Origin of the sequence: Maribacter sp. TH_r10 (genome assembly GCF_033101095.1) — a bacterium.
In the GTDB taxonomy this organism is placed as follows: domain Bacteria; phylum Bacteroidota; class Bacteroidia; order Flavobacteriales; family Flavobacteriaceae; genus Maribacter_A; species Maribacter_A luteus.
Genome location: NZ_JAWMPY010000001.1, coordinates 420,225 through 433,107, shown reverse-complemented (window position 1 = coordinate 433,107; position 12,883 = coordinate 420,225). Strand labels below are relative to the sequence as shown.

General features: G+C 35.0%; 13 protein-coding genes. 12 read left to right on the top strand and 1 reads right to left on the bottom strand.

Annotation, left to right across the window (positions count from 1 at the left end):
• Nucleotides 1-202: 202 nt before the first annotated feature.
• Nucleotides 203-388 carry a twin-arginine translocase TatA/TatE family subunit gene (gene tatA, locus R3X28_RS01850; RefSeq protein WP_154366062.1) on the bottom strand — a complete coding sequence of 62 codons (186 nt, stop codon included), beginning with the start codon at nucleotides 386-388 and terminating at the stop codon, nucleotides 203-205.
• Between the two features lie 490 nt (nucleotides 389-878).
• Here tatA and R3X28_RS01845 point away from each other — a divergent pair, with 490 nt between their 5' ends.
• The 12 genes from R3X28_RS01845 to pseI all read left to right on the top strand — a co-directional run bounded on the left by R3X28_RS01845 (nucleotide 879) and on the right by pseI (nucleotide 12,840).
• Complete coding sequence (locus tag R3X28_RS01845; protein WP_154366060.1) at nucleotides 879-1,748, top strand: M23 family metallopeptidase; 870 nt, start codon at nucleotides 879-881, stop codon at nucleotides 1,746-1,748.
• A gap of 1 nt (nucleotide 1,749) precedes the next feature.
• Complete coding sequence (locus tag R3X28_RS01840; protein ID WP_317661975.1) at nucleotides 1,750-3,249, top strand: GH3 auxin-responsive promoter family protein; 1,500 nt, start codon at nucleotides 1,750-1,752, stop codon at nucleotides 3,247-3,249.
• A gap of 75 nt (nucleotides 3,250-3,324) precedes the next feature.
• Nucleotides 3,325-5,010 carry a DUF6909 family protein gene (locus tag R3X28_RS01835; RefSeq protein WP_317661974.1) on the top strand — a complete coding sequence of 562 codons (1,686 nt, stop codon included), beginning with the start codon at nucleotides 3,325-3,327 and terminating at the stop codon, nucleotides 5,008-5,010.
• Between the two features lie 6 nt (nucleotides 5,011-5,016).
• A complete protein-coding gene (locus R3X28_RS01830; RefSeq protein WP_317661973.1) occupies nucleotides 5,017-6,024 on the top strand; it encodes a hypothetical protein in 1,008 nt (335 codons plus the stop codon).
• A 142-nt stretch (nucleotides 6,025-6,166) separates the two neighbouring features.
• On the top strand, nucleotides 6,167-7,180 hold the full coding sequence (gene pseB, locus R3X28_RS01825) for a UDP-N-acetylglucosamine 4,6-dehydratase (inverting) (RefSeq protein WP_317661972.1): 1,014 nt from the start codon (nucleotides 6,167-6,169) through the stop codon (nucleotides 7,178-7,180).
• Nucleotides 7,180-8,325: a UDP-4-amino-4,6-dideoxy-N-acetyl-beta-L-altrosamine transaminase gene (gene pseC, locus R3X28_RS01820; RefSeq protein ID WP_317661971.1), complete on the top strand. Its 1,146-nt coding sequence runs from the start codon at nucleotides 7,180-7,182 to the stop codon at nucleotides 8,323-8,325. The genes pseB and pseC overlap by 1 nt, the downstream gene beginning before the upstream one ends.
• Nucleotides 8,318-9,022 (top strand): pseudaminic acid cytidylyltransferase, encoded by a 705-nt coding sequence (pseF, locus tag R3X28_RS01815; RefSeq protein ID WP_317661970.1) that lies wholly within the window; start codon nucleotides 8,318-8,320, stop codon nucleotides 9,020-9,022. The genes pseC and pseF overlap by 8 nt, the downstream gene beginning before the upstream one ends.
• A complete protein-coding gene (pseG, locus tag R3X28_RS01810) occupies nucleotides 9,000-10,007 on the top strand; it encodes a UDP-2,4-diacetamido-2,4,6-trideoxy-beta-L-altropyranose hydrolase (RefSeq protein WP_317661968.1) in 1,008 nt (335 codons plus the stop codon). The genes pseF and pseG overlap by 23 nt, the downstream gene beginning before the upstream one ends.
• Nucleotide 10,008: 1 nt before the next feature.
• On the top strand, nucleotides 10,009-11,007 hold the full coding sequence (locus R3X28_RS01805; protein ID WP_317661966.1) for a ketoacyl-ACP synthase III: 999 nt from the start codon (nucleotides 10,009-10,011) through the stop codon (nucleotides 11,005-11,007).
• A gap of 8 nt (nucleotides 11,008-11,015) precedes the next feature.
• Entirely contained in the window at nucleotides 11,016-11,237 is a 222-nt protein-coding gene (locus R3X28_RS01800; protein WP_317661965.1) for a hypothetical protein, read from the top strand.
• Entirely contained in the window at nucleotides 11,238-11,831 is a 594-nt protein-coding gene (locus tag R3X28_RS01795) for a GNAT family N-acetyltransferase (RefSeq protein WP_317661964.1), read from the top strand. It begins immediately after the preceding gene.
• The gene (gene pseI, locus R3X28_RS01790; RefSeq protein WP_317661963.1) at nucleotides 11,821-12,840 is read left to right on the top strand and encodes a pseudaminic acid synthase; all 1,020 of its coding nucleotides are present in this window, start codon (nucleotides 11,821-11,823) and stop codon (nucleotides 12,838-12,840) included. Before R3X28_RS01795 ends, pseI begins: the two co-directional genes overlap by 11 nt.
• Nucleotides 12,841-12,883 lie beyond the last annotated feature (43 nt).

Sequence of the window (12,883 nt, the reverse complement as noted above, 5' to 3'; positions counted from 1 at the left end):
TATAACTGCTTTTTGTCGATAAATCCCTTATTTCTAAGGGGATAAAAGGAGTAAAAAGCTTAATACTTACGAAGTTGAAGTTTGTTTGGTGAAACAATAAGAGAGAGAAATATAATGGAAGGTAATATTTGTTTCTCCTTAAATGAAAGGAACAAAAAAACACCCTGAATAGGGTGTTTCATTAATATATTTTCGGATATTATTATTTTTCGGTTTTCTCCTCTATCTCGTCATCTTCCTTTGAGGCATCCTTAAATTCTTTAATACCACTTCCCAAACCTCTCATAAGTTCTGGGATTTTTTTGCCGCCAAATAAAAGTAGTACGACCAAAACAACAATTGCTATTTGCCATGGGCCTATGGCCAAAAAAGTATGTAAAGCTGTCATGAAAAAGTATTTTTAAGGTAAACAAATGTACTAAAAACTTATTAGTTTGCTGTTAAAATTAAGGTAAGCTGCTTATTTTTTAATTCAAAATTAGAACTAGTCCAAGATTAATACAGCAAGAAACCCATGAATGAGGTTTTTTTAAAGATGAAAAACTCCCCATTTCTTTAAAATACCGAATAGTATATAATAAATTTCGTTCTGTCAAGATTTTGGGATTAGTGTGTAATTAAGGGGCCGCGTTTTTGTTTTGGGAAGATTGGGTGGGTCTTTAATAGTTATATGTTTTTTGTTAAATTAAAGTATTCGGCTATTATAGATTCATTTTATATCAACGTAAATCGGTTCCTGATTTCCTAAATGATATTATAACCATAAAAACCAATAGGGGCAAATAAACGTATGTAATGAACAGTTTTAACTTATCTTATGGAATTATATATTTTAAAGTTGGTCATAATATTGAATTCTAATTTTATCTTTGCTAACAATGGCTAAAAAAGTAAAGAAAAGAAAGGATATCAAAAGAAAGCTACTTCACAAGTACCGTTTGGTAATCCTTAATGAAAATACCTTTGAAGAAAAAATAAGTTTTAAACTGAGCCGATTGAATGTATTTGTTTCTGGCTCAATTTTTATAATTTGTTTGATTGGCCTTACCATTCTATTGATTGCCTTTACACCATTACGCGAGTATATTCCCGGATATTCCTCTACTAAATTAAAGAGACAGGCGACAGAACTTACTTATAAAACCGATTCTTTGGTGAACTCCCTGAATTATACCAATAAGTATTTAGATAACATCCGAAAAGTTCTTCGTGGTGATATTGAAAATACAGAAATCAATAGGGACTCTCTGTTTGAACAATTTAAATTAGACCCTTCAAGTGTAGATCTTAATCCGATTAAGGAAGATTCCATGTTAAGGGCAGAGGTGGCCTTAGAGGATAAGTATAATTTATTCGAAAGGAATAGTGATAAATCAAGTGTGGTATTGTTTCCACCTTTAAGTGGTACACTTTCCGATACCTTTGATAGGGACAAAAAACATTACGCCGTTGATATAGTCGCTCCTAAAGATACACCGATAAAGGCCGTTGCCAATGGCATCGTGATTTTTGCGGAATGGACTGCAGAAACCGGATATGTTATAATATTGGAGCATAAAGACGGTTTACTAAGTGTTTACAAGCATAATGGCTCTTTGAGCAAGGCGCAGGGTGATATCGTAAGGGCCGGTGAGGTAATAGCCTCGGTAGGTAATACAGGTGAATTAAGCACAGGGCCACATTTGCATTTCGAATTATGGGATAACGGGAATCCTGTAAATCCTCAAGATTTTATAGATTTTAAATAATATGTCATTAAAGTCCATCGCGGCCAAAATTTTCGCAAAACGTGTCGCTAAAAAAACGGAAAAATGGGTAAACCATCCATTGGAAACCCAAGATGCGGTATTCAAGGATTTGATAAAAACCGCCAGCTACACACTTTTTGGCAAAGAACATCATTTTGAGCAGATAAAGACCCATGCCGATTTTGTAAAAAATGTCCCTATACGGGATTATGAGGAACTTAAGGGCTATGTTGAAAAAGTAGTGGCCGGAAATGTCGATATTCTTTGGCCCGGCAAACCTATATATTTTGCTAAAACCTCAGGAACCACGTCAGGAGCAAAATATATTCCCATAACAAAGGTTTCTATAAAACATCAGGTAGAAGCTTCACGAAACGCAATTTTAAATTACATCAATGAGACGGGCAATGTAGATTTCGTTGACGGAAAAATGATTTTTCTACAAGGGAGCCCCGAATTGGAGGATAAGAACGGAATCAAATTAGGCCGGTTATCCGGAATTTCGGCCCATTATGTACCAAGCTATCTACAGAAGAATAGGTTGCCCAGCTGGGAAACCAATTGCATTGAAGATTGGGAAACAAAAGTTGACGCCATAGTAGATGAAACCATAAATGAAGATATGACCGTCATAGCCGGAATACCTTCATGGGTTCAAATGTATTTTGAGAAGCTTAGTGCCAAAGGGAACAAAAAAGTGGGGGAATTGTTCAAGAATTTTAGACTGTTTATATATGGTGGTGTAAATTATGAACCTTACAGGGCCAAGTTCGAAAATCTTATAGGGAGAAAAGTGGATAGTATAGAACTGTTTCCCGCAAGTGAAGGTTTTTTCGCCTATCAGGATTCCCAAACTGAAAAGGGGATGTTGTTGCTTTTGAATTCAGGCATTTTTTATGAGTTTGTAAAGGCCGATGAGTTTTTCAATGAAGACAGGGAACGACTTACGCTCAAAGATGTTGAGATAGGTGTAAATTATGTAATGATCATATCAACTAATGCCGGTTTATGGGGTTATAACCTTGGGGATACCATTCAGTTTATTTCATTGAAACCATTCAAGGTAGTGGTTTCGGGTCGAATAAAACATTTTATTTCCGCCTTTGGTGAACACGTTATTGCGAAAGAAGTTGAAGAAGCAATGTTACAAGCCGTTTCTGCCACGGACGCTCGAATAAACGAGTTTACGGTGGCCCCTCAAATTACCCCGAAAGAAAATGAATTACCCTATCACGAATGGTTGATCGAGTTTGAAAAGCATCCAACGGATATGAAAAAATTCATTGAGACTTTAGATACTTCACTGCAGAAGCAGAACAGTTATTATTTTGATTTGATCGATGGTAAGATTTTACAAACCCTAAAAATATGTCCGATCAAAAGCGGTGGTTTCCAGGAGTATATGAAATCGATAGGAAAGTTAGGCGGGCAGAACAAGGTACAACGTTTATCGAACGACCGTAAAGTAGCCGACAACCTATCCCGATTTGCTGAAGAATAATAGCCACTGGCACGAACTTTATTGAACTGCTTATTTATCATATATTTAAATTGTAATTTTGCATGAAATTTACGTATGAAAAATACTAGAGTAACAACAAGGGCACAAGAATCTACCAATGCCATTGAGCGTTTGTACATAACCATGCGCCACCTTTTCAATCGTGGTTTTTATAAACCCATGGGCGTATCGGGAGAAACGTTAAGAAACGCCCTTTTGCAATTACGACCGGAGATTTATGGTTCAATTGCTGAAGAAAAAGCGGAATTGGACGGACTTGTTTATGTTTTAGAACGTTTGCCCGAGGGTATTGAGCAGTGTAGGTATATTAACCTTACTTCGGATGAAGGCTATGGGAAAGCCCATTTTGCACCGATTATTCCACCGAAAAGGAGAAGAAATTGTTATCGCATCGATGATGAACAGATGAATATCGAGATCACTAGGGGAAGATCCGATATTTATGATATACTTACGCATCTAACGTTTTTATTTATAGAGTCCCATAAAATATGTAAGCATGTCCTTATAGAGGATACGGCTGAGACCATTCGTGATTGGGGCAAATTGGAAGCTGCCGTTAAAAAGAAAAAACTGACTTTGGCTGATCGCGAGGTAGCTTTGATACATACTTCGAATATTCTGAACCGACCTTTTGAGGAAGTTCTGGAATACCACAAAAAATTCGCTACCAAAGCCGAACCTGAAAAGTTTCTTCATATAATCTATTGGATGGGTAAGCTGGCCATTGAGGAAGAGGTAACCGGAAACAAAAGGGCCATTACCTTTACATCAATGTTACGTGAAAGGTTAGGGCACCATATTCATGGGGAACGTTGGGCGAATACCATTAAAGAAGTTTTGGCGAAAAATGATTTGTTGTCAAGACCTATTCATATCATAAGTGCGAATATGCACAGTGTAATGAATTCGCTCTTTGCCAAAAAGGCCTTGGCAAAAGAATATCCCAAGGATGGCTCCTTGGAAATTTATAAGGCACTGAGTTCCCATGAAAATCATTTGTTACAAAAGAAAGTAAGGGATGTTGCAAGAAAAAATGGGATGATTACCATAGATGATGAGACGGGCACCAATATCGATGTCCAGATTTTTGATTTGGCGAAGATAGGGGATGACGCTTGTTGCTATGATTTGCCGAAAGGCCTTTCAAAGGAAGAAAAACCTGTTATATTTGTGATGGATTATGCCTTTGGGGAGCAAGCCTATGAAACCATAGATGAGTTGCTAAAGCCTTATAAAAGTAAAGAAAAAGGGGATATTTTCTTAGATGTAGCTTCGATTTCGATTATGGGTAAAGCCGGTATTTTGGAAGGCGGAAAAGGTGATTTAATGATACCTTCTGCACATATATTTGAAGGGACATCTGATAATTATCCCTTTAAGAATGAATTGTCCTCGAAAGATTTTCAAGGTCATGGTTTAGAGGTTTTTGAAGGTGCCATGGTAACGGTTTTAGGAACTTCATTGCAGAATAGGGACATTTTGAAGTTTTTCCATAAATCTACATGGAACGTCATTGGTTTGGAGATGGAAGGGGTACATTATCAGAAAGCCATTCAATCGGCATCGAAAATACGTAAGAGTATTCGCGGCGATGTAAAGGTAAGATATGCCTATTATGCCTCTGATAACCCGTTGGAAACAGGAGGCACGTTGGCCTCAGGTGGTTTGGGAACCACAGGGGTAAAACCCACATATTTGATTACGGACCGGATTTTAGAACAAATATTTAATTCATAAGATATAATGGCAGAAAATAATACGCCTAACAACACCAACTCCTCGGACGAAATAGATTTGGGACAGTTGTTTCAATTAATAGGGAAAGGTTTTAACAGTGTTTTCAGGAGCTTTTTGAGAGTATTTCTTTACTTAAAAAAGAATGCCTTGATTCTATTGGGATTGATAGTTTTAGGAATTGCAATAGGCTTTGGTTTAAACCAGATTTTATCAAAGAAAATGAAGACAGAGGTTATTGTGAAGCCGAATCTGGACAGCCGAAATTATTTGTATGAAGTAGTTGACGAAATACAATCGAACATAAAAGCCAAGGATACCCTGTTTTTCATGGATTTGGGTATTGATATTGAAAATTTGGATGGCTTTGAGGTTACTGTCGAATCCTTAGGGGATACTAGAAAAAACAACGAGCAGGGAACAGAATATCTAGAGTTATTGAAAGGCTTTGAAGGATCTTCCGAGGCCATTTCCGATATCGTTAGGGCAGAAATCTTAAGTAAGAGTACGTTAATCAACCATAAGATCACTTTTTATTTTAAGGATCCGATCTTAGGCCAAGAGTATGCCAAAAAACTAATGGCTTATATAAATTCCAATGAATATTTTAGGGAGTTAATAAATGTATATATAGGAAATGCCCAAGAACGAATTAAACAAAATACCAATTTAGTTGAACAAATAGACGGTCTTATTACTAGTTATGGTGATAAATTAGCGAGCAAGGACAACAATTCGGTCGCTCAAGGCACCATTTCCTTTGATACGGAAGAGAAAATCGACCTAAAGGGCTTATTCGACCTTAAGAATGGTTTAATAAGAGATATAGAAAGTAAAAAAGTAGAATTAAAAAATATGACTGAAGCCGTTAGGGTAATTAATTTTGGGAAGCCTCAACAAGTTCAGAAACCTTTATTTGGGAAGAACATTATCTTGATACCATTTATACTTATTGGGTTGTTCTTTTTGATTTCATTTATAAGGTTTTTGAATAAAAAGGTTGGAGAGTTAATCTAAATTTAAAATATTCTTGGGTTATAATTTACGATTGATAATTGTTTTTAACAAAAGCAATGCAATAGTTGTATAGAAGAATAATCATAAAAATTTTTCCAATACACGGAAATTAACGTTTTAAATTAAAAATAATATAGGTATAATGGATTTTACAGGCAAATCACTTTTGATCACTGGAGGGACTGGTTCCTTGGGAAAGGCTTTAACTAGTCATATTTTACGTAATCATTCTGAAATTAGAAGGGTTATCATCTTTTCGAGAGATGAGCAGAAACAATTCCAGATGGCTCAAGAATACCCTATTGATCGATTCCCTCAAATAAGATTCTTTATAGGAGATGTTAGGGATAGAGACCGATTGATTAGGGCATTTAAAGGTGTAGATTACGTAATACATGCAGCCGCTATGAAGCACGTCCATCTCGCGGAATATAACCCAGAGGAATGTATAAAAACAAACATAGGAGGGGCTCAAAATGTGGTTGATGCTTGTTTTGAGACGAACGTTGAAAGAGTAGTGGCGTTATCTACGGACAAGGCTTGTGCACCCATAAATCTCTATGGTGCTACAAAGTTAACTTCTGATAAATTATTTATTGCAGCAAATAACATCAAAGGTGATAGACCTATTCGCTTTTCTGTAGTCAGATATGGAAACGTAATGGGATCCAATGGCTCTGTGATTCCTTTTTTCATAAATAAGAAAAAAGAAGGTTCTTTACCAATCACGGATCCCAATATGACACGTTTCAATATATCCTTACAAGGAGGAGTGGATATGGTTATGCATGCCATGAAATATGCTTGGGGTGGAGAGCTTTATGTTCCTAAAATACCATCTTACAGGATTATGGATGTAGCAGAAGCCATTGCACCTGAATGTGAAAAACCTGTTATAGGCATAAGACCTGGTGAAAAAATTCATGAAGAAATGATTACCCCTTCAGATTCTTTTTACACCTATGATTTAGGAAAATATTATACGATATTGCCTTCAACCCATAAATGGAAATTAGAAGACTTTGTAAAAGAATTTAATGCAAAACCCGTACCACCTAATTTTAGTTATAATTCGGGGGAAAACGAAGAATGGGAAACAGTGGAAAGTCTAAGAAGTTTAATAAAAGAACATGTAGATACTAATTTCGTTATATAATGCAATCTATACCCTACGGAAAACAGAACATCGAGCAAGATGATATTGATGCTGTAATAAAAACCCTTACTGCAGATTTCTTAACTCAAGGCCCAAAGGTCAAAGAGTTTGAAGACAAGTTTGCAGAATACGTTGGAGCCAAATTTGCCGTAGCTGTAAACAACGCTACTTCTGGATTGCATTTAGCAGTTTTGGCTTTAGGTTTAAAACCAGGAGAACGTGTAATCACAACACCAATAACATTTGCGGCTTCCGCTAATTGCGTAAGGTACGCCGGGGGTGAAGTTTGGTTTGCTGATATTGACCCCGATACCTATCTATTATCTTTGGAAAGCACCAAAAACCTTATAAAGAGTAAACCAAAAGGCTACTTTAAAGGAATTATTCCTGTTGATTTTGCAGGCTTACCAGTAAATTTGGAGGAATTCCGAAACTTAGCCGATGAACACGACCTCTGGATTATTGAAGATGCGGCACATGCTCCAGGCGGATGTTTTACAGATTCAAAAGGAGAACGCCAAAAGTGTGGTAACGGAAACTATGCGGATTTAGCGGTATTTTCTTTCCATCCGGTTAAACATATAGCTTGTGGTGAAGGCGGTATGGTGACCACTAACTCTGAGGTTTTATACAGGAAATTATTATTGCTTAGAACCCATGGAATTACCAAAGAAAACATGGAAGAGGACCAGGGCGGTTGGTATTATGAGATGCAAGACCTAGGATTTAATTATAGACTAACAGACATACAGTCCGCACTAGGAATTACGCAACTTTCAAAAAATAAAGCTGGTGTAATTAGAAGAAATGAAATTGCCGAGGCATATAAGAATGCTTTTAAAGGCAAAATTAAGTTTCAAAGTTTACCAGAGGGGACAGTAAATGCGCACCACCTATTTGTTATAGAGATTGATGACAGAAAAGGCTTATATGACTTTTTAAGAACTGAAAACATTTTTACTCAGATTCATTATATTCCAGTACCTACATTACCTTATTACAAACAAATGGACTATGGAAGTGCAAATTTAAGCAATGCTGAAAATTACTATTCCAAATGTATTAGTTTGCCCATGTATCCAAGTTTGACTGATGATGAACAGAGTTTTGTTATAGAAAAGGTGTTGTCATTTGTTAATGGATAATCTAGCAGTCATACCAGCAAGAGGGGGAAGTAAACGTATCCCAAGAAAGAATATTAAACCTTTTTTAGGAAAACCTATAATTGCTTATTCTATCGAGGCAGCTTTAAAAAGTGATTTGTTTGATGAGGTTATGGTATCAACCGATGATAAGGAAATTGCTGAAATAGCCAAAAAGTACGGTGCAAAAGTTCCTTTTTTAAGAAGTGAGGATAATGCAAATGATTTTGCTGTTTTAGCGGATGTAATTGAAGAGGTTATAATTAAATATAAATCTAAGGGAATGGTGTTTGAAAATGTGTGTTGTATTTTACCGACAGCCCCTTTTGTAACATCAGAAAAAATAAAAGAAGCCTACAAGAAGTTGGCACACAATGATTTTGATAGTGTTTTTCCTGTACTTGAGTTTTCATATCCAATACAGCGATCATTAAAAGCCGAACATGATAAGATCTCCATGGTTTGGCCAGAACATTTAAACACCCGGTCCCAAGACCTGGAACCCAGATATCATGATGCTGGTCAATTCTATTGGATTAAATCAAAAGCATTTTTAGAAGAAAAAAAAATACTTACATATAACACTGGTGCTATTAACATATCCATACTTCATGCCCAGGATATAGATACAGAAACCGACTGGAAGTTGGCTGAAATTAAGTATAAAATGATGATTAATGACCAAAAAGATTATTTTTAGAGCAGATGGAAATTCTGAAACAGGATTAGGACATCTTTTTCGTCTATTTGCTTTAATAGAAATATTTAAAAATGAATACGATTATGTATTTGTTACCAAAGAATCAACTTTAATGGCTGTAATTCCAGAAAAATATAATGTTGATATAATTCCTAATTCGGTTAGTTATGTGGAAGAGCCTGATTGGCTTACAAAACACTACCCATCCAACAAATGCATTTTAGTATTGGACGGGTATCAATTTAATAGTAATTATCAAAAGAAAATAAAACATAGCGGCTATAAGTTAATGTATATCGATGACCTAGCCGATGAGCATATGTATGCAGATTTAGTTGTAAATCATTCGCCACATGCTCGAATAGAACAGTACACTAGGGAAAGTTATACAGAATTCGCTTTTGGAACGGCATATGCTATTTTAAGACCATCATTTCTAAAGAAACCCATTTTAAATAAGGAACTAGAATCCCTTAACACAGCATTTGTATGTTTTGGAGGAGCCGATAAGTATAATTTTACATTTAAAATTGTACAAGAATTATTAAATATTGCCCAAGTTCAAGTTATCAATGTTGTAGTTGGTAGTGCTTATCAACATACTGAACTTTTTCAAATAGAAAAATTAAATCCAAAGGTCAGGGTATTCAGAAACTTAAATGAACAAAGCTTATATAGCTTAATGAATACTTGTACTTTTGCTATAGCGCCTACTAGTACTATTATTTTCGAATTAATATCTGTTAATATGTATCTTGTATCTGGATATTACGTAGACAACCAAAAGAATGCCTATTACGAATTTGAAAGAAGAAACGCCATAAAAGGTATTGGTGATTTTCATAAATATCAATATAACTATCTTAATAAACACTTGTCAGGCCTTACTGTAAATGACATTCAAAAACAAATTCTGTCTCAAAAGGATTTAATTGATGGAAAACAAAAAAGTAGGTTTTTAACACTTATGAAAAAAATAAATTAATATGGGAGCTAAAATCGAAAACATAGCCTATTATCTTCCAGAAGGCAAACTGGATTCTGCAGGGTTAAAAGAAATCTTCCCAGATTTTGATGTTGAAAAAATCGAAAATAAAATCGGAATAAAATCTAGGCACATATCAGGAACAAATGAAACAAGTTTGGATCTGGCTTATAAAGCAGCCTTAAAGGTAATTAAAAACTCAGAAAAAAACGAGATTGACTTTATAATACTTTGCACACAAACACCAGAATATATATTACCTTCAGGTGCATGTATTTTACAAGATAGATTAGGAATTCCTGTTACAGCTGGAGCTTTGGACTTTAGTCTTGGCTGTTCAGGGTATATTTATGGCTTGGCAATGTGTAAAGGCTTTTTGGAAACTAAAATTGCTTCAAAAATACTGTTTTTAACAGCCGATACGTATTCCAAATATATTTATGATCAAGACAAAGGCAACAGATCTATATTTGGTGATGGAGCAACAGCATCTATTATTACTTACGATGAAATTGATAAACTTGGTAAGTTCAAATTGAGGTCAGATGGTTCAGGTTTTGACAAATTGATTATAAAAAATGGTGGAACGAAGAACAAATTAAATGCGAAAGCGGAAATTAAAATTTACGGGGACGATAATCAATATACCGATAATTGCATTTATATGAATGGCCCTGAAATTTTTAATTTTACAATAAATAACATCCCTAAATTGATTGATGATACGTTAGAAATAAACGAATTAAAAAAAGAAGAGGTAGACTACTTTGTTTTTCATCAAGCAAATAAGTTTATGTTAAGCTACTTAAGGAGAAAAATTGGAATCCCACAAGACAAGTTCCATCTTAATCTGGAAAATACAGGCAATACTGTATCCTCTACCATCCCTATTGCTTTAAATCAAGCATTAAAAGAAGGGAGTATTAAAAAGGGAGATAAGGTGCTGCTCGCAGGTTTTGGAGTAGGATTATCTTGGGGAGCGACTATTATTGAAATATAAACAGAACTATGAAAAAAGAACATTTTTTTGAAGAAATTAAAGGAATCTTACTTTTAGCAGGGCAAGACCTCGATGAGAATACAGATATAGAAATAGATTCTATGTCTAGTTTGTTATTAATTGAGTTTTTTGACGAAAATTTTTCTAAAACTATTTCGGAAACAAAATTAAAACAGTTAAAGCGAATATCTGATCTTATTGAGATAGCTGGAGAAGAAAATTTAAAATAAATGAGTGAAGTTGATTTACTGGGATTAAAAAAGGATTTTAACCTTCAATTGGAACCGTATAAATTAATTAATTATTTGAATTTATCCATCGAAGATTCTTTAAAAATACTGGAGATTAGAAATCATCCTTCAATAAGAATGCGAATGGCGAATCAAGCAATAATTTCTGAAGAGAGTCATATTGATTTCATTTCTAAATTGTTGGAAAAAAATATTGGGTACTGGGTTTTAAAGATAAATGAGGAAATTTTAGGCTCTATTTCAATGGTAGAATATAATGAATTTGAAGCTTCATTCATAGGTGGCAATTTTATTGCACCGGAAAAAATAGGGAGTGGATTTGGAGCTGTTATCAACTATTGTATGCATCTTTTGGCTTTTGAAAAATTGAAGTGCCAGAAAATAAAGGCTTTTGTTCGAAAGGACAATGTTAATGCAATAAGAATCAACACCCTATATGGAGCGGTTTTTTTAGAGGAGAGTATAAGGAATGACGAGGCAAATAACGATTATAAGTTGATAGAATTTTCATCAGAAGTTTGGTTCAATAAAATTAAGGAGAAAACAAGTAAAATTATACGACATGTACTCTAATACGAATAAAACTTTTATCATCGCTGAATTATCCGCTAATCATGGAGGTAGTATTAAAATAGCTACAGAAACTATACGAGCCGCTAAAAGAGCGGGAGCAGATGCGATAAAACTACAGACTTATACCGCAGATACAATAACAATAAATAGTCGGCAGGATCATTTTAAGATCACACAAGGAACCCATTGGGATGGCCAATATTTATACGATTTGTATACTCAAGCTTCTTTACCTTGGGAATGGCATAAAGAATTGTTTGAAACCGCAATGGAAGAAGGTTTAGTTTGTTTTTCCTCCCCTTTTGATTTCACAGCAGTAGATTTTTTAGAGAATCTAAACACCCCTATTTATAAAGTAGCCTCTTTTGAAATAACAGATATCCCTTTGATTGAATATATGGCATCTAAACAAAAGCCAATGATAATTTCAACAGGAATTGCTACTATTGAAGATATAGCATTGGCAATTGAAACCTGTAAAAAAGCGGGGAATCATGATATTACCATTTTAAAATGTACCTCGGCCTATCCTGCAGCTCCAGATGACGCTAATTTATTAACCATTCCTGATATAGTGGAACGTTTTGACGTGAAATCAGGTTTGTCCGATCATACCATGGGTATTGAAGCCCCAATGGTCGCGGTAGCTTTAGGAGCAAAAGTTATTGAGAAACATTTCATTTTGGATAAATCAATCGGTGGTGCAGACGCTCATTTCTCCTTAGACGAAAAGGAATTTAAAAAAATGGTAGATGCCGTTAGGTTAACTGAAAAGTTAATGGGACATGTTGATTATGAAATGAATGAAAAAAAGGAGAAAAGCAGAGAGTTTAGCCGATCATTGTTTATAGTAAAAAACGTTAAAGCCGGTGATATTGTAACAAAAGAAAATGTACGCTCCATACGACCGGGTTATGGCATGCATCCAAAATATTACAAAGAAATAATCGGGAAAAAGTTTAAGCAAGATATTCCTAAAGGAACGCCTCTATCCGCCAATTTGTTATAAAAGTCAATTGTTTACTGACGTAAAGTTAAAGTTGCAATTTCAT

Coding starts and splice junctions, on each gene's coding strand:
- tatA (WP_154366062.1), bottom strand. CDS start 388: ATGACAGCTTTACATACTTTTTTGGCCATAGGCCCATGGCAAATAGCA.
- R3X28_RS01845 (WP_154366060.1), top strand. CDS start 879: ATGGCTAAAAAAGTAAAGAAAAGAAAGGATATCAAAAGAAAGCTACTT.
- R3X28_RS01840 (WP_317661975.1), top strand. CDS start 1,750: ATGTCATTAAAGTCCATCGCGGCCAAAATTTTCGCAAAACGTGTCGCT.
- R3X28_RS01835 (WP_317661974.1), top strand. CDS start 3,325: ATGAAAAATACTAGAGTAACAACAAGGGCACAAGAATCTACCAATGCC.
- R3X28_RS01830 (WP_317661973.1), top strand. CDS start 5,017: ATGGCAGAAAATAATACGCCTAACAACACCAACTCCTCGGACGAAATA.
- pseB (WP_317661972.1), top strand. CDS start 6,167: ATGGATTTTACAGGCAAATCACTTTTGATCACTGGAGGGACTGGTTCC.
- pseC (WP_317661971.1), top strand. CDS start 7,180: ATGCAATCTATACCCTACGGAAAACAGAACATCGAGCAAGATGATATT.
- pseF (WP_317661970.1), top strand. CDS start 8,318: ATGGATAATCTAGCAGTCATACCAGCAAGAGGGGGAAGTAAACGTATC.
- pseG (WP_317661968.1), top strand. CDS start 9,000: ATGACCAAAAAGATTATTTTTAGAGCAGATGGAAATTCTGAAACAGGA.
- R3X28_RS01805 (WP_317661966.1), top strand. CDS start 10,009: ATGGGAGCTAAAATCGAAAACATAGCCTATTATCTTCCAGAAGGCAAA.
- R3X28_RS01800 (WP_317661965.1), top strand. CDS start 11,016: ATGAAAAAAGAACATTTTTTTGAAGAAATTAAAGGAATCTTACTTTTA.
- R3X28_RS01795 (WP_317661964.1), top strand. CDS start 11,238: ATGAGTGAAGTTGATTTACTGGGATTAAAAAAGGATTTTAACCTTCAA.
- pseI (WP_317661963.1), top strand. CDS start 11,821: ATGTACTCTAATACGAATAAAACTTTTATCATCGCTGAATTATCCGCT.